Source organism: Marinimicrobium sp. C6131 (assembly GCF_026153455.1).
Taxonomy (GTDB): Bacteria; Pseudomonadota; Gammaproteobacteria; order Pseudomonadales; family Cellvibrionaceae; genus Marinimicrobium.
On sequence record NZ_CP110629.1, the window covers coordinates 3,882,048 to 3,902,617 of the forward strand.

General features: G+C 57.8%; 15 protein-coding genes. 8 read left to right on the forward strand and 7 right to left on the reverse strand.

Going from position 1 to position 20,570, the window contains the following annotated elements:
- Positions 1-132 precede the first annotated feature (132 nt).
- On the forward strand, positions 133-2,670 hold the full coding sequence (locus OOT55_RS16405; RefSeq protein WP_265366917.1) for a glycoside hydrolase family 95 protein: 2,538 nt from the start codon (positions 133-135) through the stop codon (positions 2,668-2,670).
- On the opposite strand, the gene OOT55_RS16410 is transcribed toward OOT55_RS16405, so the two are convergent.
- The 3 genes from OOT55_RS16410 to OOT55_RS16420 form a co-directional block, all read right to left on the reverse strand.
- A complete protein-coding gene (locus OOT55_RS16410) occupies positions 2,652-4,133 on the reverse strand; it encodes an exonuclease domain-containing protein (RefSeq protein WP_265366918.1) in 1,482 nt (493 codons plus the stop codon). The two genes, OOT55_RS16405 and OOT55_RS16410, sit on opposite strands and share 19 nt — an antisense overlap.
- Before the next feature lie 126 nt (positions 4,134-4,259).
- Entirely contained in the window at positions 4,260-4,862 is a 603-nt protein-coding gene (locus OOT55_RS16415) for an energy transducer TonB (protein WP_265366919.1), read from the reverse strand.
- 158 nt (positions 4,863-5,020) lie between these two features.
- A complete protein-coding gene (locus OOT55_RS16420; RefSeq protein ID WP_265366920.1) occupies positions 5,021-5,761 on the reverse strand; it encodes an AraC family transcriptional regulator in 741 nt (246 codons plus the stop codon).
- 102 nt (positions 5,762-5,863) lie between these two features.
- Here OOT55_RS16420 and OOT55_RS16425 point away from each other — a divergent pair, with 102 nt between their 5' ends.
- From OOT55_RS16425 to OOT55_RS16435, 3 genes are all read left to right on the forward strand, one after another.
- Positions 5,864-6,715 carry a sugar phosphate isomerase/epimerase family protein gene (locus tag OOT55_RS16425; RefSeq protein ID WP_265366921.1) on the forward strand — a complete coding sequence of 284 codons (852 nt, stop codon included), beginning with the start codon at positions 5,864-5,866 and terminating at the stop codon, positions 6,713-6,715.
- 45 nt (positions 6,716-6,760) lie between these two features.
- The gene (locus OOT55_RS16430) at positions 6,761-7,897 is read left to right on the forward strand and encodes a Gfo/Idh/MocA family protein (RefSeq protein WP_265366922.1); all 1,137 of its coding nucleotides are present in this window, start codon (positions 6,761-6,763) and stop codon (positions 7,895-7,897) included.
- Between the two features lie 109 nt (positions 7,898-8,006).
- A complete protein-coding gene (locus tag OOT55_RS16435; RefSeq protein ID WP_265366923.1) occupies positions 8,007-11,576 on the forward strand; it encodes a PVC-type heme-binding CxxCH protein in 3,570 nt (1,189 codons plus the stop codon).
- 245 nt (positions 11,577-11,821) lie between these two features.
- On the opposite strand, the gene OOT55_RS16440 is transcribed toward OOT55_RS16435, so the two are convergent.
- Positions 11,822-12,688 (reverse strand): pirin family protein, encoded by an 867-nt coding sequence (locus OOT55_RS16440; RefSeq protein WP_265366924.1) that lies wholly within the window; start codon positions 12,686-12,688, stop codon positions 11,822-11,824.
- Positions 12,689-12,813: 125 nt separating this feature from the next.
- Here OOT55_RS16440 and OOT55_RS16445 point away from each other — a divergent pair, with 125 nt between their 5' ends.
- Positions 12,814-13,719: a LysR family transcriptional regulator gene (locus OOT55_RS16445; RefSeq protein ID WP_265366925.1), complete on the forward strand. Its 906-nt coding sequence runs from the start codon at positions 12,814-12,816 to the stop codon at positions 13,717-13,719.
- Between the two features lie 612 nt (positions 13,720-14,331).
- Here OOT55_RS16445 and OOT55_RS16450 read toward each other — a convergent pair.
- Together OOT55_RS16450 and OOT55_RS16455 are read right to left on the reverse strand one after the other, a co-directional pair.
- Positions 14,332-14,991: a DsbA family oxidoreductase gene (locus OOT55_RS16450; protein WP_265366926.1), complete on the reverse strand. Its 660-nt coding sequence runs from the start codon at positions 14,989-14,991 to the stop codon at positions 14,332-14,334.
- A gap of 728 nt (positions 14,992-15,719) precedes the next feature.
- Entirely contained in the window at positions 15,720-17,171 is a 1,452-nt protein-coding gene (locus OOT55_RS16455; protein WP_265366927.1) for a UPF0149 family protein, read from the reverse strand.
- Between the two features lie 149 nt (positions 17,172-17,320).
- Here OOT55_RS16455 and OOT55_RS16460 point away from each other — a divergent pair, with 149 nt between their 5' ends.
- The gene (locus OOT55_RS16460) at positions 17,321-17,869 is read left to right on the forward strand and encodes a Fic family protein (RefSeq protein WP_265366928.1); all 549 of its coding nucleotides are present in this window, start codon (positions 17,321-17,323) and stop codon (positions 17,867-17,869) included.
- 94 nt (positions 17,870-17,963) lie between these two features.
- Positions 17,964-18,245 carry a RhuM family protein gene (gene rhuM / locus OOT55_RS16465; RefSeq protein WP_265366929.1) on the forward strand — a complete coding sequence of 94 codons (282 nt, stop codon included), beginning with the start codon at positions 17,964-17,966 and terminating at the stop codon, positions 18,243-18,245.
- 163 nt (positions 18,246-18,408) lie between these two features.
- Here the strand turns inward: rhuM and OOT55_RS16470 are convergent, their stop codons facing one another.
- The gene (locus OOT55_RS16470; RefSeq protein ID WP_265366930.1) at positions 18,409-18,879 is read right to left on the reverse strand and encodes a very short patch repair endonuclease; all 471 of its coding nucleotides are present in this window, start codon (positions 18,877-18,879) and stop codon (positions 18,409-18,411) included.
- Between the two features lie 93 nt (positions 18,880-18,972).
- Here OOT55_RS16470 and OOT55_RS16475 point away from each other — a divergent pair, with 93 nt between their 5' ends.
- A complete protein-coding gene (locus OOT55_RS16475; RefSeq protein ID WP_265366931.1) occupies positions 18,973-20,565 on the forward strand; it encodes a DNA cytosine methyltransferase in 1,593 nt (530 codons plus the stop codon).
- The last annotated feature ends 5 nt before the right edge of the window (positions 20,566-20,570 follow it).

A 20,570-nucleotide genomic window follows, 5' to 3' on the forward strand; every position in this document is an offset into this window, starting at 1 on the left:
GGCTTGAGTCGCCGGGCGGCCAAGGCCTTCCTGGTAGATTATAAGTAAAACTGAATTCTTATATGAAAAATAGTGCGATTTGCGGTAGTCTTCCCATACCCCCAATAACAAACCACCCTTGAGTCAATTGCCATGTTCAATCGTCTGTTGTCGTTATTGCATCGCCCGACCCTGCCCCGATGGTTGGGGTTCGCCTCACTGTCATTGCTGACGGCCTGTCAGCCCACCGATACCACCTCCCCGGATACGGCGGCGGTGGACGCCCAACCGCTGACCTTCTGGTACGACCGGCCGGCCGAGGTCTGGACCGAAGCGCTGCCGCTGGGTAACGGTCGCCTCGGCGCCATGGTTTTTGGCGGGGTGGATCAGGCCGTGTTGCAACTGAATGAGGACACCGTCTGGGCCGGCGGCCCGCAGAATAACGTCAAGCCCTCGCTCAAGCCCCATCTGGAAAAGGTCGCGGAACTGGTGCTCGCCAATCGCCACGAGGAGGCCCAGGTCTACGCGGACGAGCACATCAAGTCCCATCACGACGGCATGCCCTACCAGACTGTGGGCAATCTGGTCATCGACCCACAACATCCGGAGCAGGCCAATGACTACCGTCGCACGCTGGATATCGGTCAGGCGTTGGCGCAGGTCCGCTACGAGGTGGATGGCGTGACCTATCAGCGGGAGACCTTCGCCGCCTTGTCCGCCCCCGTCATTGTGACCCGATGGACCGCCAGTGAGGCCGGAAAACTGGACCTGGACTTGGGTTTCAACAGCCCCATGGAGCATAGCGTTTCCGTGGACAACCAGCGCCTGCGAGTGGAAGGCAAGGGCGGTGACCACGAGGGCGTGGAGGGAAGAATCCGCTTTACCGCACTGGTCAATCCGATTCTGGAGGGCGGCACGCTGGATAGCACCGATACCGGGTTACGAATTCGCGGCGCCGACAGCGTGACCGTCTACACCGTCATGGCCAGCAACTTTGTCCGCTATGACGATGTGTCGGCGGACCCCTCGGCCCGAGCCGAGCAACACCTGGCCGACGGCCTGCGCCGCTCCTACGAGGAACTCCGAACGGCCCACATCGCGGCCTATCGGGATCAGTTTGATCGCGTCTCACTGGACCTCGGACCGGCGCCGGCGGAGGACCAGCCCACGGACCAGCGCCTGGCGAACTTCCGTGAGCAGAATGATCCTCATCTGGCGGCGCTCTACTTCCAGTTCGGCCGTTACCTGCTGATCAGCAGTTCCCAGCCCGGCACTCAGCCGGCCAACCTGCAGGGCATCTGGAATGATCAACTGACGCCGCCCTGGGACAGCAAGTACACCCTCAACATCAATGCCGAAATGAACTACTGGCCGGCGGAGTCCACCAACCTGTCCGAACTGCACGAACCGCTGTTCGGCATGCTCAAAGACCTTTCGGTGACCGGGCGCGAGAGTGCACGGGAGTTGTACGACGCCGACGGCTGGATGGTGCACCATAACACCGATATCTGGCGCATGACCGGTCAGGTGGATGGGGCCTATATGTGGGGCCAGTGGCTGGGCGGCGCCGCCTGGCTCAGCCAGCACATCGGTTACCGTTACCACCATACCGGCAACCGGGACTTTCTCGCCGAGCATTACCCGATTCTGCGCGATGCCGCGCACTTCTACGCCAGCGTACTGACGGAAGATCCGGATACCGGCTGGCTGGTTCTGGTGCCCAGTAACTCCCCGGAGAACGATTATCTGCACCGGGATGATGGCGTACAGGCGGCCATCGACGCCGGCGTCACCATGGACAATCAGTTGGTCTTCGACCTCTTCTCTCTGGTTGTGGAAGCGGCCGAGGTGCTGGGGCAGGACGCGGAGTTCGCGGCGGAGCTGAGACAGCTGCGCGATCGGTTACCCCCCATGCAGATCGGCCAGCATGGGCAACTGCAGGAATGGTTGCAGGACTGGGACAGCCCCGAAGACAAGCACCGCCATGTCTCTCACCTGTACGGCCTGCACCCGAGCAACCAGATCTCGCCTTACCGCACGCCGGAACTGTTCAGTGCCGTGCGCACCAGCATGGAAATGCGCGGGGATGAGTCCACCGGTTGGTCCATGGGTTGGAAAGTGGGTATCTGGGCGCGCCTGCAGGATGGCAACCGCGCCTACAAACTGCTCACCGATCAGATCAAGCTGGTCACCGAGGACAGCGCCCAGTTTGAGGCCGGCGGCACTTACGCCAATATGTTTGCGGCCCACCCGCCGTACCAGATTGACGGCAACTTCGGCGTGACCGCCGGTATCGCGGAGATGCTGGTACAGAGCCACGACGGCGCCATTCACCTGTTGCCCGCGCTACCGGATGCCTGGCCGAACGGCGAAGTCCAGGGGTTGGTGACCCGGGGTGGCTTTATCATCGATATGAGCTGGCGTGAGGGCAAAGTCAGCGAACTGAGCGTCCATTCGACCCTGGGTGGCCCCCTGCGCTTGCGGGTGCACTCGGACCTGACGCCGGCCGGTGACTTCGCGCTGGAGCCGGTCCGGGAGGGCACGCCAAACGACAATCCGCTGCTGCAGGTCCCGGTCATCAAAACGCCCATCATTCACCAACCCGAGGCGGTGCAGCCGGTGGACGTGGCGCCCAGTCGGCTATTGGAAGCGGACACGACGCGGGGTGGAGTTTATCGATTCCGCGGTTGACCACCTTGTGTAAGCGGTGCCCACCTAACCTCTCGAGGTGGTTTCGAAACCACCTTGAGCAGGTAGCGGTAGATGTCCTTGTCCAACAAGTGGGCCTTGGTGGGTAAGGTTTCCAACTGCTCCCAATCCGGCTCGCCGCGCCCCTTCAGCGTTGCGAGAACACACCAGTTATCCAGCAGGAAAAGCGTGTGGGGCGATGCTTCATCGACCGGATTCCGATATTCAATCAGCGCCGCTGGTCCAGGGTAAGGCCAGGCCTTCAGCGCGAGGCTGCCGAGCGCGTCCATCAGACTCACATTGTGCTGCGCCGCTGACCAGTCCCCGGTGCACAGCCCCTTGCAGTGTTTCAGTTGACGTCCCATACAGGGGCTGTTCAGCGGTGCAGGCGTGATGATGACGTGATCGCATAAGCCGAATTGCTTTCCGGTATCAATCAGCGCATTGCGCGCTTTCTTTTTCGACGGGAACAGACCGTACATACGACGATCGCGGGAGGCGGAGGGTGCCTCCATGATCTCCGGTCGCAATACGCCCTGTGCGTCTTTATGCAACTGCAGGGTGTACAGCGTGCTGACTCTGCGCAGCCGACGGTTGAACAGCGGTTGCCGGGTTTTGATTTCCTCGGCTTCCAGCAATAAGGCGCTCAACTCCCCCGTGGTGGGCTGCACCTGAATGTCCCGAACCTGCTGACACATCGCCATACCACGGGCCGAGGCGCGATCGGCGGTGAAGTGGGACATCACCCGCTTGCGTACATCCACGCTTTTGCCGACATACAGCAGGCTGTTGTTCTCGCCGTAAAAATAATATACGCCGGGTCCGTTCGGTAATCGGTCCAGGCAGGCGGGGTCCAGTCCCGGTGGAATACTGGGTCGTCGCGTCTGAGCCTGAACGGCCTGCATAAACAATTCGGGTGAGCGCTCGGCTGCGGCTCGGCACAGGAACGTGTAGGTCGCCCGGGCATCCGCCAGGGCGCGGTGACGGGCATCGGTTTCAATCCCGAAGCGCTGGATGATCATCTCGAGGCTGTGACGTCGGTGTTCCGGATACAGGGCCCGGGACAGTTTGACGGTGCAGAGCAGCTCCAGTGAGAGCGGAAAACCCAGCGAGGCAAAGGCATTGTGCAGGAAGCCGTAATCAAAACGGACGTTGTGCGCCACAAACACCTTTCTTTCCAGGCGCTGAAAGATGGCCTTCGCCACCTGCTCAAAGCGCGGTGCGTCGGCCACCATCGCATCGGTGATCCCGGTAAAGCGTTGAATGGTCGGCGGGATGGCCATGCCCGGGTTGATGAGGGTGCTCCACTCTCGGACACCGTTCTCATCCACCTCGACAATGCCGATTTCGGTGATGCGGTCGCGGGTAACACTGCCGCCGGTGGTTTCGATGTCCACGATCGCCAGGGGGCGGTCCAGGCCGGGGAAGCGGGATGCAAATTGTGCGGTCGATACCAGATCTGACAAGCAGCCTCCAATCGAAAAGTGAACGAGTCACTGGCTACGCAAGGGAGGTGCCATTAGACCATAAAAAGTTGCTCCTATCGTCGCAGGCGGCACCCATGCGGTGCCGCCTGAACGTGGGACTGACTCTCAATCGAGCTCGAATACAAACCGGTTTCGAACGCCGTGCACTTCCACGGCCACACCATCCTGTACTCGGGGCTGATACTTGAACTGCTCGGCCGCTGCAATGGCCGCCCGATCAAATACCGATGTGGTTTTGCCCTCGGTGGTGACGGCTTCCACAATCACCACATCGGCTGTTCTGCCGGTGGTGGTGACCGTATACTCCACGGTCACAAATCCCTCGATGCCGCGATGTGCCGCCAGGCGTGGATACTGCGGGGCGACCTTGACGATGGCCATCAGGTCACCGCCGGTGGAAACCGTCAGTGCTTCAGTGCGAGACAGCGAGGGTAATGCCACACTGACCTCGGTGACCGAGGTTACCTGCGTCTCCACGACCGGCTCGACGATCGGCTCCGGCGCCAGGGCGGGAGGCTCGGGTCGGGTGGGTGCTTCGATGATGGTTTCAATGGGTTTCGGCTTGGCCATGACCACCGGTTCGATTTTCGGTGGATCGGTGACTACAGGCAGCTCAAAGTCGGTGTTGATCAGAGAATACATCAGTAACAGCAGGCCAAAGGTGGTCACCAGGGCCATGGGCGGGGCATAGACATGGGATGCGCGCATAGGCTTGATCTCCTTGATCCATAAGAAAGCGGAATCATTCCCACTTTCACTTTAAGCCTAGTTTGCGCCCATTGCACCGGCAAAGACGAAATGGAAATATTGCTGAGGTCTGAACCACTGATTTGCTATAAAAAACCGGTGTCTGTCCGGTGTATGTATTACAGTGCGGACACTCCGCTGTGATGCTTGCGATAAGCCAGCGGCGTGACGCCCAGCATCCGTTTGAAGTGGCGAATGAAACTGCTGTGGTCGTAAAACCCACAGTCCAGCGCGACATCGGAAATGGGAGCCTTGCTCGTGCGCAGGTGCTCGCAGGCAATCAGCGTACGCAGCCGAATAATATACTCGCGGGGACTCGCCCCGAACGTTTCCACGAACCGGCGTTCCAACTGGCGCTGGGAAAAACCGAACTGCTCGGCAATATCAGGAATGCTCAACCGCTCGGAGTAATGTGAGCGGATGTATTCCACCACTTTGAACACCGGTCTCTGAGGATGGTCATGCATCCTTTCATAGCTCTGCACGATGCCGCATAAGCCCACCACCTTGTTCTGACGGTCAAACAGCGGCACTTTATGGGTGACGCACCACTCCGGCAGACCCTCGCGGGTCGGGAAAAGCTCAATCAGGTCGTGCAGTGGCTCGGCGGTCTCAAATACGGTGGCATCATCCCGTCGGAACTTTTCCACCATATACAGCGGAAACAGGGTGTCATCCCGACGGCCATGCAGCTCATCGGCGGAGGCACAGCCGCAGCGCTCGGCAAAGGCCTGGTTGCCCGTCATGATGTGGCCCTGGCGGTCTTTGACGAAGTACAGCACGTTGGGCGTGAACTCGAAAATGCGCGCCGCCGAGTATCGGGGGTCGAGTTGAGCCAGCCATGCGTCGAGTTGTTTCATGTCGAAATAATACAATTTTTTTACGACAAGGTACAAGCCGTGGCTGTTCAATAGCGCTAGCATGAGTCCCAGTGATAAATCTAATGAATAGGGAGTACCAATATGCAATTTGGCGCCAGTACCTGGCTGTGGACGTCGCCCTTTACCAGTGACCAGGTGGAGCTGCTGCAAAAAATCGCCGAGCTGGGCTTCGATTTCGTGGAGTTCCCGGTGGAGGACCCCAAACACATCGAACCCGAAAAGCTTCGTCCAGTGCTGCATGACCTGGGGCTGGAAGCGGTGGTGTGTACCGCCGTGGTGGGCGATCGCGACTTGAGCTCTGAAGATCCTCAGGTGCGGCAACACGCGCTGAATTACTTCGCGTCCTGCCTGAAGCTGGCCCGGGGCCTGGGCTCACGCTGCCTGGTGGGTCCTCTGTATGCCCCTGTGGCCAAGCCCCGTCTGCCTACCGAAGAGCTGCGTCATGCGGAGTGGGCGCGATCGGTCGCCAGTCTGGAGCAACTATCCCGCACTGCCGGTGACTACGGCGTCCGCCTGGGCCTGGAGCCTCTCAACCGCTTCGAGACCGACATGGTCTGCACGGTAGAGGATGCTCGGCGCATGCTGGCGGATGTGGACAGCCCGCACCTGGGGATTGCCCTGGACAGTTTCCATATGAATATCGAAGAAACCGACTTCTGTGAAGCGGTCCGTCAGTGCGGTGACCAGTTGGTGCATGTGCAGGTGTCCGACAGTCACCGGGGTGTGCCCGGCGATGGCAACAGCGACTGGGACGGACTGCGCGAAGGGCTGCGCAGCGTGGGTTATGACGGCAAGCTGTCCATCGAGAGCTTTTCGCCGGACGCCTCCAGCCTCGCCGAAGCGGTATGCATCTGGCGCCGTTTCGCCCCGACCCAGGATGAATTTGCCCGCCGGGGGCTGGCTTTCCTGCGCGACTGGTGGGCACACACCTGATTCTAATGACCTGATACGACATCGACGATAACGAGGAGCAACATCATGGCGAACAACAAACTGCGAGTAGGACTGGTCGGACTGGGCTTCGGTGCCGAGTTCATCCCCATTTATCAGGCGCACCCGAATGCCGAGGTTGTGGCCCTGTGCCAGCGCAACGAAACGAGCCTGAACGAGCTGGCGGACAAGTTCGATGTGCCCGCCGGTGGGCGTTATACCTCCTACGAAGCCATGCTGGCCGACCCCAATGTGGACGCGGTGCACATTAATACCCCGATCGGTGATCACGCCAAGCACAGCCTTATGGCCCTGGAGGCGGGTAAGCATGTCGCCTGCACCGTGCCCATGGCCACCAGCGTGGAAGACTGCGAGCGCATCGTGAAAGCCACCAAAGCCAGCGGCAAGGTCTACATGATGATGGAAACCGTGGTTTATAGCCGCGAGTATCTGTTTGTGAAGGAAATGTACGACCGTGGCGATCTGGGTCGCATCCAGTTCCTGCAGGCGAGTCACCAGCAGGATATGGACGGCTGGCCCAGCTACTGGGAGGGCATGCCGCCCATGCACTACGCCACGCATTGCGTCGGTCCGGTGCTCGGCCTGCAGCGCAAGCTGGCCAGCCAGGTGCAGTGCATCGGCTCCGGTAAAATCCGCGACGAGTTTGCTAAAATTTACGGCTCGCCCTTCGCCATCGAGTCCTGTCATATTCAGATGCAGGACTCGGATGTGGGCGCGCGTATCTATCGCTCCCTTTACGACACTGCCCGTCAGTATCGCGAGAGTTTCGATGTGTACGGCTCGGAGAAATCCTATGAGTGGCCGCTGATTGAAGGTGAAGATCCGGTCATGCACACCCGCGGCAAACCCGAGCCGGAAGTCCCCGAGCGTGTCAAAGTACCGGATTACGCCCATCTGTTGCCGGAAGAAATTCAGTCCTTTACCGGTCACGGCGTGTACGATGAGGAGAACGAACATCTGAGCTTTACTCAGGGCGGCGGTCACGGCGGTTCCCATCCGCACCTGGTGCACAACTTCATCCGCGCTGTCCTGGAAGGCTATAACGCTTACCCGAACGTGGTGGAGTCGGCGAACATAACCTGTGTCGGTATTCTCGCCCACGAATCCGCGATGGCGGGAGGCGAAGTGAAAACCATGCCGGCGTTTGCCCTTGAGGTGGAATAACGCCTCACCGAGATGTTCAAAAAACAATAACCCAAAGAGACCGGCTCGCCCGGCGGCAGTCAAGCGCCGGGCAGCCTGATACCAACACTTGTGAAATAGCGGTAATAATATGAATAAATTAGAACGACAATGGGCCGCGTGGCGGCCCCGGCTAGGTACGGTAATACTGTCGGCGTTGTTGCTACCGATCATCGGCTGTTCCAGTGACGATCGTGAATCATCCGCCGTCGGCAGTGCTGCGCTTGAGCAAGACGGCGTGATCAATCTGCTGTTCATTGGTCATGGTCATCGCGAAGGGGATGGCATTCACATGTCCTACCGCAACGCGCCCCTGTTCAATCAGTCGCTGGGCCGTGAAAAGATCTTCATGGAGTATGTGGAAGATCTGGATCGGTTAAGCGATGAAGGGCTGGCCGACGTCGACGCCGTCATGCTGTACGCCAACTACAACGAACTGTCGCCCGAGCGGGAAGAGGCACTGCTGCGCTTCGTGGAAGAGGGCGGCGCCTTCCTGCCGGTACACAGTGCCAGCGCCTGCTTCGGCCACTCGGATGCCTTTGTCGATCTGGTCGGTGGACGCTTCGAAAGTCACGGTGCCGATGAATTCACCGCGACCATTGTTCCTGGGCAGGAAAACCATCCGATCATGAAAGGTTTCCAGACATTTGAAACCTGGGATGAAACCTACATTCACGCCGATCACAACGAAGAAAACCGCACGGTACTGATGCAGCGTGAAGAGGAACCCTGGACCTGGACCCGTGAGCAGGGCGAAGGCCGGGTGTTCTATACCGCCTATGGTCACGATGAGCGCACCTGGGGCCAGCCCGAATTTCATGACCTGCTGATTCGCGGCATCCTCTGGGCCGTTGGTGAAGAAAAACGTGACGCCAACCGGGCGCTGGTGGAGACGCTTCCCGAGGCGACCTACAAAGAAGCGGGCACCATTCCCAACTATCGTCGCATCGAACCGGCGCCCAAATTTCAGGATGCCTTCAGCGTGGAAGACTCCATGGCACTGACCATGGTGCCGGAAGGTTTTGAGTTGCAGTTGTTTGTCAGTGAGCCGGATATCGTCAATCCCATCGCGTTTACCTGGGATGAGCAGGGGCGCCTGTTCGTGCTGGAGTCCGTCGACTACCCCAACAACCAGGCGGAAGACGGCAGAGGCAACGACCGCATCAGTATGTGTGTCGATACCGACGGCGACGGCCGGGCCAATGGCTGTGAAGTGTTTGCCGACGAGCTGAGCGTGCCCACCAGTATTACCCCGCTCAACGGGGGTTTTGTGGTATCCCAGGCTCCGGACTTCCTGTTCCTGAAAGACACCGACGGCGATGGCAAGGCCGATGTGCGCGAAGTCCTCAATACCGGATGGGGCACCCGGGACACTCACGCCGGGCCATCGAATCTGAAATACGGCCACGACAATCGCCTCTGGGGCGCGGTCGGCTACTCTGAAGCGCCGGAAGATGAAAACGGTGAGTCGTTCCAGAATGGTGTCTACCGGATGAATCTTGATGGGACGAACATCGAGCCGATCGGCCAGTTCAATAACAACACCTGGGGCCTGTCGTTCAGTGAAGACTTCGAGGTGTTCGGCTCCACCGCCAACAATGCGCCGGTTTTCCACGTGCCTCTGTGGCGCAGCTACGTTTACGGCAAAGATGAAGACGTGGTTCCGGGGCTGGCAGCCCAGGCTTACGACTTCCCCAACATCTTCCCCTCTACCTATAACTTCCTCCAGGTGGACTTTCACGGCCGTTACACCGCCGGTTCCGGGCTGAGCCTCTACACGGCGCGAACCTTCCCGGAAAAATTCTGGAACCGCGGCGCCTTTATGGGCGAACCCACCGCGCACCTGCTCGGTCAGTTTTTTATCGACGCTCAACCCGATAGCGTCGGGTACAAAGCCAAAAACCGTGGTTCGATTCTGAGCAGTGCCGATGAGTGGCTCTCGCCGGTGCAGATGGACGTGGGCCCCGACGGACACTTGTGGGTCGCCGACTGGTACAACTTCATCATCCAGCACAACCCGATTCCCTCCAAAGAATCGGCCGGTTTTGATGCCGAAGAAGGCAAGGGCAATGCCCACGTCAACCCGCTGCGGGACCGGGAGCGGGGCCGGATTTACCGGCTGGTGGCCAAAGACGCCCCCGAGTATGAGCCGCTGGATCTGAGCGATGCCGACACTGAAACATTGGTGGACACCCTGTCCAACGACAATATGTTCTGGCGCATGACCGCCCAGCGCCTGTTGGTCACCGAACAGCGCACCGATGCCATTCCGGCACTGCGGGCCATACTGACCGGCAATCCGGATCGCGATTCGTTGGGACTGGACGTGGCTTCAATTCATGCCATCTGGACGCTACACGGCCTGGGTGCGTTTACCGTCACCGACGAGGCGTCGGACACGGCAGTACGTAACGCCTTGCGCCATCCCTCTGGCGCCACCCGCAAAAACGCGGTACAGGCATTGGTCGAAAGCGCCGCGCCTGCGGATCTGGCGCTGGCGGCCAAATCCCTTGACGATGAAGAACCGCGCGCACGGCTCTGGGCAATGCTGGCTCTGGCCGAACAGGCCCCGTCGGAGCAGGCGGGTGAGCAGTTGCTGCGTTTGCGCACCGAGTTGCCGGTCGATGAGTGGAGCGCCCAGGCATTCAGTCTCGCGGCGTTGAATAACGACGCCCATTACTGGCAGGCGTTGAATGATTCGGACATTACTGTCCAGGGTCGCTTTCTGGAAAACTTTGAAAGCCCCGAACGGACGCCCGAGTATTTGCTGGCCAAACGTTTTCTCGCTGAGGAAGCGGACGATCTGACCGACACCCTGAAGGGCTGGACCGGGCTGCCGGCCGAGCGCCTCGGGTTGATGAGTCTGGCGGTGCTGGATCTCTGGCGCGACCGCGGGGCCGAGCCCAGCAATGCCGAGTTGGCCGCTTTTCAGACCGTGGTTGACGAGCTGGACAGTGAGTCGCAAATGGCCCTCAAACTGCGCTCTCCGGGCTTGGACCTGAACTTCGGGCAGGTCGAGGAAGAAGCCTATGCCGAGTACCACAAAAAACACGGCTTTGAGCCGAGCTTCCGACAGTGGAGTAGCGCCTCCAAAGGGGAGACGCTTTACCAGCAGCATTGCGCAGGCTGCCACGGTGGCGACGCCGGCGGCGATCGCGCTCAGGCGGCGCCTCCCATTGCGGGCATCGAAAACTGGTACGCCCAGGCCCAGCTGCAGAAATTCCACGCCGGTGTGCGCGGCACTCACTTCCGGGACCCCAACGGCATGTCGATGCGTGCGGCGCTCGAGTTTCTGAAAAGCGAGTCAGAGCCCATTCGTCCCATCGCTGACCTGTCGCGTTACTTGAGCGAGCTGGAGCAGCGGGAAACCGCTGCCACCGTCGAAGGCAACGCGGGCGCCGGTGAGCAGCATTACGCCGTCTGTGCTTCATGCCACGGTGTCGAAGGGCAGGGCAATCGCGAGCTCGGCGCTCCAGCGCTCGCCGGCCAGGCGGACTGGTACCTGCTGAACCAACTGCAGAACTACCGCTCCGGCGCCCGTGGCAGCGATCCTCGCGACCCGCTCGGCCAGCAGATGGCCACCTTCGCCAACACCCTGCCGGATGAGCAGGCCCTCAAGGATGTCGTCACCTACATCCGAACCCTGGACGGCGAAGAGTAGTTCAATCTAACTCCGGCGGATGAGCCTACGGCTCCGAAGCGTCGGACCGATCCGCCCTACGGGTACTGCGGAGGTTGCGTAGGGCGGATAAGGCCAAAGGCCGCATCCGCCGTAACCCCACCCAAATTCAGTAACCCGTAGGTCGGATTAGCCCCGCAAGGGGCGTAATCCGACTCCACGGTTGAGCAACCAGAACGGGCTGTCCGGCAAAAACCCACCGCGCGGCGGTGGGGCGGTAATGCGGATCAGTCGGCGATCTGGCCGAAGTTCCCGCGTTGAAAGTCCTGCATGGCCTGGCGGATTTCCTCCTCCGTGTTCATCACAAAGGGGCCATAGCCGACGATGGGCTCCTCAATGGGCTCGCCACTCAAAAGCAACACGATCGCCTCATTGTTGGCCTCCAGACGAATATCCGTACCTTTTGTGTCCAGAACCACCAACTCGGCGTCCCGCGCAATGTCGGTGCCATTGACCTGCACCGTGCCGCGCAGCACCACCACACCGGCGGTCCAACCTTCCGGGACACTCAGGGACGCGCTCGCCCCCGCGTTCAGGCGGATATCCCAGACATTCATGGGAGAGAAGGTCTGCGCCGGCCCCGCCGTCCCGTTGTGCTCACCGGCAATGACCCGCACGTAACCGGCCTGGTCGGGCAGGGACACACTCGGGATCTGTGAGGCGGTAATGCCCTGGTAGCCCGGCTTGGCCATTTTGTCCTTCGCCGGCAGGTTGACCCACAGCTGCACCATCTCCAGCTCTCCTCCTGATTCTGTGAACTCAGGGCTGTGGAACTCCTCGTGCAGAATGCCGGCTCCAGCCGTCATCCACTGCACATCGCCGGGGCCAATGACGCCTCCATTGCCGACGCTGTCCCGGTGGGCCACTTCGCCTCCATACACAATGGTGACCGTCTCAAAGCCACGGTGCGGGTGCTGACCGACACCGCGCGGTTTGCGGGCGGGAGAGAAGGTGCGCGGCCCCGCATAGTCCAGCAGGAGAAACGGGCTCAACGTCTTCGGATGGCTGCTGTAGCTGAACAGCGAGCGCACGGGGAAGCCGTCGCCCACCCAGTGGCCGGAGCCTGAAGTGGTTTTCTCGATGACCTTTTTCATAGGTACCTCCGTTGCGTGAATGTGCTGACTGGGTTCAGGGTATAAATGAAACGGAAGTGGCGCTAGACTGAGAAAAAGCGACTCACCGTTCCAGATGTGGAACGACCAAGGCGGAGCCCATCACCATGCAGGACCTCAATGACCTTTACTACTTCGTGCAGGTGGTGGAACACGGCGGTTTCGCCCCCGCCGGGCGTGCGCTTGGCATTGCCAAATCAAAGCTGAGTCGCCGAATCGCCCAGTTGGAAGGGCGACTCAATGCCCGTTTGATTCATCGCTCCACCCGCCATTTTGCGGTCACCGACGTCGGGCTGCGCTACTACGAGCACTGCAAAGCGATGTTGGTGGAAGCGCAGGCAGCTCAGGAAGTCATCGACAGCGCGCAGGCCGAGCCGCGCGGGGTCGTGCGTATGAGCTGTCCAATCGGACTGTTAAACTTTCATGTGGGCGATATGCTGGCCAAGTTCATGACGCAGTGTCCCCATGTGTCGGTTCACCTTGAAGCGACCAACCGGCGGGTGGATGTCATCGGGGAAGGGATTGATCTGGCCCTGCGGGTGCGCCCGCTGCCGCTGGAAGACAGCGACCTGGTACTCAAAACCCTGTCTGACCGGGGGCAGTGTCTGGTCGCCAGTCCAGACCTTGTTTCCCGGTACGGAGTGCCGGCGGCCCCCGAGGACCTGGCCAGCTGGCCCACCCTGTACCGTGGTACGCCTGAAGAGGCGGCCATCTGGCATCTGGAAAACGATGAGGGGCAGTCGGTTCAGGTGCGCCATCAGCCGCGTTACCTCACCACCGATATGCTGGCGCTGAAGTCCGCCGCGCTGAAAGGCGTGGGGGTGGTGCAGTTACCCGTGCTGATGCTCACTGAAGAACTGGCGCAGGGCTCACTGGTGTCGGTACTGCCCGGCTGGCGCCCCGTCCGGGAAGTGATTCACATCGTGTTTCCCTCGCGCCGTGGCGTACTACCGGCGGTCCGGGCACTGATCGATTTCATCGCCGAACAATACGCCGCCATTGAGGAGGATTGACGTTCGATATCAGCATCCTCAAGGTTTTTGGCCTGGTTCCTGCTTGATCCTTGCTAGAGCGGGAGCGGTCTGAGTCGGGTGCTCAAAAGCGCTGGCGTTGATGACTCTGCGCGCTGTCGCAATGCGCCAAAACGGTACACTACTGTCACGGTTGCACGATTAAAGAGAGGAGCTAAATTATGCGATGGTGGTTAGCGGCGGGATGCGTGATGTTTTGTACTTCTTCGTTCGCAACAGAGCGACCTCAGAGGCCATTGGCTTTTCATCACCTTGAGGGCGACCGGGTCGCGGACTTTGGTGTCGGACATTACTGTCATATGGACGTGGTCTATGCGGTTTTATCCAAACGCGACGAAAGCCGCAGTATATCCTCCAGAGAGGCACTGACGACCACCGTTGTGTGGAACGCGCAGACGGGCCGGCCCTACACGTGTGATGAGTTTGAGCAGAAACGGGACGCACTGATGAGCGAGTACGACCGCAAAGTCGAGGCGTACTATCAAGAGCATCCTAGAACGAACCTTCGCCCCAAACCTCACACAGGGCCATGATGGGAGTCCATACCGGACCTCTCAGAGGCTATCCGGATCCGCCGCTCTTCGGCGCCGGGCGCTACTGGGCGTTGTGGTCCAGTTCTTGCGCCATGGTTCGAAAGGCTTCTACCAGGGTGTCGGCCTCCTGCGCCCCGGAAATCAGATAACGCTGATTGACCACAAACGCCGGCACCGCCGTCACCCCGGCGTTCTGGTAACTGCGCTCCTCCTCCATCACCGCCTGCCCAAATTCGTCGCTCTCCAGCACCCGCTGTGCCTCTTCCGCATCCAGCCCGGCGGCCTTGGCGCAACCGATCAGAACCCCGGTTTTGGACACATCCTCTGCCCGCCCGAAATAGGCTTCAAACAGGGCCTTCTTCAGCGGAGTGGCCTTTTCCTTGGTTGCCGCCCACTTGAGCAACCGGTGCGCATCAAAGGTATTGCAGGTATAGCGCTCCTGCATTTTCTCAAAGTTGAGACCCAACGACTTGGCGATGCCCTTCATGTCCGCCTGGGCGGCCTGTATCTCCGCCTCCGGCCGACCGTACTTGCGCGCCAGCGCCGACAGAATCGGCTCGGGAACGGCGTCGTCATCCGGGTTCAGCTCGAAGGCCCGCCACTGTTCGGTAAATTCGATTTCCCCGGCCAGCGCCCGCTTCGCCTGGTCCAGCCGGGCATAGCCAATGGCGCACCAGGGGCAGGCTATGTCGGATACGATATCGATATGTAGGTGCTTCATGGGGTACTCCGCGACACATTTGATGACTCAGTGTATCAGAGAAGGCGCATATTGCAGGGTGTCCAGTAGGAGGCCTCTGTGTGAGCAAGTGGTGACTGGCTTTCCGGCTAAATACCTACCATAATCCGTGCACAAACGTCAGCTTACAACATTATCGCCAAGGCAATTCTTATGAGTCGCTATGATGTTACGGGCCGTGAGGGGGAGTACCAGCCTGGCTCCAATAATAAAGTGCTGTTCAATCTTCTCGGTATAACGGCCGGATATCCCGGTTACTTCTGGATGTCATGGCCGCTAAAGCGGGTGCTCAGCCTTTGGACTACACCTTGTGGGACGAGCATAAAGATTTTTATTTCAAAGCTATACAGGCCGGCCGGGATGGCGACTATCGCCATATCCAGCGCTTGATCAGAGATGTACTAGAGGATCAGTAAATAATCTGACGCGAAGTTAGGGTGCCAACGTCAGCTTGGTGAAACGGCGGGTAGGTGACTTGAGACGCTTCTCGATAGCCTCTGTACCTTCACCGGTCTCGATAGCGCTCGAGCTGGCCACTGCTCTCTGAATACGAGAGCGGGATACGGTGATTTTGGTGGTAGAGGTGGACTTGCGGACCATATAGGTACTCCCAAGATGGCTCAACTAGGTTAATTATAGCATTCGGGGTGTTAAAGTGTCTCACCGCAGACTCCGAAACCGTTGAAAATTGTGCCATGCCCGTCTCGAGCTCAATGCAGGCAACACTTCTTGTACTTCTTACCGCTGCCGCAAGGGCAGGGGTCATTGCGCCCCACCTTTGGTTCTGCGCGCATCGGCTGTTGCGCGGGCGGCGGGGGATCATAGTGGCTGCGCAGATCCAGGCTGCATGCATGCAACTTGCGGGCGGCAACCGGTACGGTGTTCGCTAATGTCGGTAAGCTTTCGGGGCTTTCGTGCTGAATTTGCTCGAACATCTCCTCTGTTCCGAAGACGTTGATCAGGCCGAGATAGTAGTGGTACTCCTCGTGTAGGCTTTCCCAAGCGTCGCCGGATGCCATAATGGCTCGGGTGTATCCGGTGCACCAGTCTTTCACGCCATACTCGTCCCGCCCCTCTTGCGGCTCGGTGAACAGGGGATAGAAGTCATCGGGGTGGCTGATCAGCGTATCGATGATGCGGTTCATGTACTCGAACACCACACCGAAAAAACGCTCAACCTCCCACTGGGACGCCCAATTCGGCTCGTGCTCCTGCCCGCCCCAAAGCACCGGAAGCCATTGGCTGGGCATGACTGGCTCCGGGCACGAGGCAATGGATGTTAAAAACCCATCCAGTGCGCTGATGTTCGGCAGAGACTCCGGCGTACCGTAGTCGCGCAACACTTGGGTCAGAAACGCCATATCCTTCGCCGGAAGCCCGCGATCCACGGGCCTGTAGACGTCCCCCCTTGGCAGCTCGTCGAGCTCTGCGGCAAATTCGGCCGCCAGATCGCCGCCCAAATCGTAGTCCCATGCCTCGTCATAAGGGTTGGGGAATTCGCCCTCGGGCGTATCGACGAACGGGTGGGGCGCCAAGCCACTGCCAAAGCGATAGAGTCCATCGTCCATAAACCGTGGCACCGGATCGAAACGCTCTTTTTTGCCCTTCGGGCTCTTGGCGGTTTTGGGCAGGTCGCTGATGTAACGCCCCAACGCAAGCGCCTGCTCCGGGTCGAGCTGGGTCACCTGCTCGTGTGCCAGGGTCTCCCGAACCCATTGCTCGGCTTCCGTGACGTGGCCGTTCACACTGGGGTCCGTATTGCGGACATACACCATGCCGGCGGCGCGCTCGGTGAAATTCTGCACCACCTGTTCGAACTGGTCGTCATCCACAAAGCCGCCCTCGACCATCAACTCGAACAGGTTGCCCACCCAGGCTTCCACCAGGTCAACCCAAAACCGCTCCGGCGAAGGGCGTTGGCTATAAGGCAGCAACAGCGTGAACCGGCTGTGCGCCTCCACCGCTATGGCTGTGTAAAGACCACTGCCGGGCCGATTCTCGATCACATGGCACTGCCAGCTCACCAGATCGGCATTGGTGATCAACGGCTGAGTGCCCACCCGCTTGCCATCCGGGCTGGGCAGGCGGTCAAAGGTACCGCCCAGCCACTTTTCCAGCGCTTTGGTGGCGGCGACATGGACGAACATTCTGGAAGTCGGCATAACGAATCGGTCTGTTGGCGAGCAGGTGTGTAGCGTCAAACCGCAATGCTACCCCATCGCTAGGGCGCCTGCGACGTATAACGATGGTTGAAACTGGCCTTTGAGCCGAATACCCGCCATAACCGGCTCAAATTATGATCCAATAGAGAGTGGTAATCAGCTATAAGTGGGTGATTACCCTGCACCCCTTTGATGTTGGTAACGGGCGAGTCACTCGTGCGGTCACCGATTGGGCACTGGCTCAGGCCGAGCGGCAGTCCTTCAGGTTCTATTCGTTGAGCGAGGCCATCATGGCGCGCCGCAATGCCTATTACGCCCAGCTTGAACAGAGCCAGCGCGGTGAACTCGATATAACCCCCTGGTTGGCGTGGTTTCTGGATACGTTGGAAGAGGCCTTACAGCAGGCGCTTCTGCGCGTTGACCGGGTGCTGTCCAAAACGAAATTCTGGCAAAGCCATGCCACTACCGTGCTGAATGAACGGCAGATCAAAGTTCTGCATCGTCTATTGGATGCGGCGGAAGATGAGTTTGCACAGGGCATCAATGCCCGAAAATACCAGTCTTTGGCGAGGGTGAGTAAGGCCACCGCGACCCGCGATTTGACCGAGTTGCTGGAAAAAGGTTGCCTGAAACGGTTGCTGGGCGGCGGGCGTAGCACCCGTTATATCTTGGCAAACAATTCTCACAAATCCGAGTAGGTCGAATTAGCCCCGCAGGGGCGTAATCCGACGATTATCTCGCCAAGAGGGCGCAAGGCAGGTGCGCCGCAAGGTCAAGCTCTAAAGGCTCTCTATGATTCTGGCAGTGGGCTACCGTGTCCAGTCCCCCCCCTGCGGCACCCAATTCCGCCAATGGGCCACCGCAAACCTAGAGGAGTACCTGGTCAAGAGCTTCATAATGGACGACCAGCGCCTGAGAGAGCCCGGCGGCTGGGATAGGAGTAGAAAGCCTCATCCGCTGGCGGTGGTTTTCCCTGAACAGGCGGAGTTACGGGCTAAAGGCCGACAAGACCTGACTCTAGAATACTGGCAGAACAACGTTGACCGCCTATTGGAGTTCAATGACAGGTGTTAGAGATGACTCGCCACAGTGGCACCCCAAACCCCGATCTTGTAAAGTACTATAAAATTGGGTGTTGTTCGGGTAAACCGAAAATTGAGTGGAGAAAGAAGAAGGTGGGCGGGGAAATGGGTGAGTCGTTTGAGTTGGTTAAGAGTTGATCGAAGAAATGGAGATGTCAAGAAGGTTGAGAAAGGGGGCTGCCAGTGATCTCGGCATCTAAGTGGTCAAATTGTAGCCATCGGCTAGCCACTTCGCAGGTTTGATTAATACCAATAGCGGTTTTACCCTTTAGTGCACACTCCCAAATTACAAGGGTTTTCCAGTTTAACTCTCTGTATTTGTTGAGATTTTTATGGTCCCTGAGGATGTTGGATTCAATTTTAATCTTCCAGAACTGAGCGCGGGTGGCAGGCCATCTGAAGAGGTGACAATCATGGCCGTGCCAAAAGCATCCGTTAATCAGAATAATGGCTTTGTATTTGGGGAAAACGAGATCCGGCGTACCAGGCAACTGTTTATAGTGAACCCGGAAACGAAACCCCCTCTTGTGGAGTTCTGAACGTAAGACAAGTTCTGGCTTCGTGTTTTTGCCACGAATGCCCGACATCATAACGGAGCGTGTTCGATGATCTACAACATCGCTCATCAAGAATATTAACCTTTGGTTAAACTACTCTAATATCATGGAATTAGGTTGCTAACTTAGTAATCTACACTACAGTATAAAGGTTGTGCAAACATGAATAAACCTATCAAGGTGATAGATTTATTTGCCGGACCAGGAGGGCTCGGCGAAGGATTTTCCGCTTTCAGGTATAAAGGGAAAAGTCGCTTCAAAATATCTATTTCCATTGAGAAAGATGAAAGTGCACATAGAACTCTACAATTGCGCGCATTGTATCGACAATACCCCGATGGTAAAGCTCCTGATAGTTACTATGCTTTTCTTCGAGGGGAGTTGGGTAAGAATCCAGAAGATGAGCTTTACAGACTTCCAGAGTTGCAAGATGCCTTGTGTGAGGCTAAGCAGGAGGCGCAGAAAATAGAGCTCGGAGTTGATAGTGCTAAATTAACTTATGCGAAGATCCGGGAGGCATTGGATGGAGATGAGTGCATTTTAATAGGTGGTCCTCCCTGCCAAGCTTACTCTTTGGTAGGGAGGGCAAGAAACTATGGCGCAAAAGATAAAGCGTATTCGGCTGTAGCTGACAATAGAAACTTCCTTTACAAAGAGTATTTGAAGGTGATTGCGAAGTTCCAACCAATGGTTTTCGTGATGGAAAATGTAAAGGGTATGTTGTCGGCTAAGGTGGACGGTAAGCTGATCTTTGAAACTATATATAAAGACCTACACAATCCTTGTAGTTCGGCAAATATTCCTCCTGATTCTGGCAAAGAGCGTCACAAATACCGTATTTATTCGTTCGTTACAGGCGATTATGGAATAGATTTTTTTGACAGCCATGAGCTGGAGCCAAAAGATTTCGTGATAAAAGCTGAGAACTATGGAATCCCCCAAAAGCGTCATAGGGTTATACTGTTGGGGGTAAGAGAAGATTTGCGACCTTCGTTAGGTGAAGATTTTATTTTGAAGTCGTCTCCTCGTAAAGCTACTGTGGAACAGGTAATCTCGGATCTTCCCAAACTTAGAAGTCGGATTTCTAAGGGGGAAGATTCTTTCCAGTCTTGGAAAAACGCCATACGAGATCTGGAGAGGCCAGCACTTGATAGAATAAAGCTTGACAAGCAAGTTCCGAAGGAGGCCTTCGAATTGTTCTTTCAGAATTTTAAGGGATTAGACCAATCTCCGGCATCTACTGGAGGAGTGACCGGGCAGAAGAGGAACGGTTTCCATAGGGAGATGTCACCCTCTTTGAGGCAATGGTATGAAGATAAAAAAATGGGGAGATATATCACTAACCATGAGTCTCGTGGTCACATTGTTAGCGATCTACATAGATACCTCTACTACAGTACCTACGCAAAAGTAATGCTTGAATCTCCTAAGTCAAATAACCTGCCCAAAGAACTCTGGCCAAATCACAAGAATTTCGGTAGCGGTAAGTTCGCAGATAGATTCAGGGTTCAGGTTGGGGGAGAGCCGGGTAGTACGGTCACAAGTCACATTTCAAAAGACGGACACTACTTTATTCATTATGATCCAAGTCAGTGTCGGAGTCTAACTGTAAGGGAGGCGGCGCGCATACAAACGTTCCCAGACAACTACTTTTTTGTAGGAAACAGGACTCAACAGTATGTCCAAGTTGGAAATGCAGTCCCTCCTCTACTGGCTAAGCAATTGGCGGAAGTAGTTTGGAGGCTTCTAAGTTAATAATC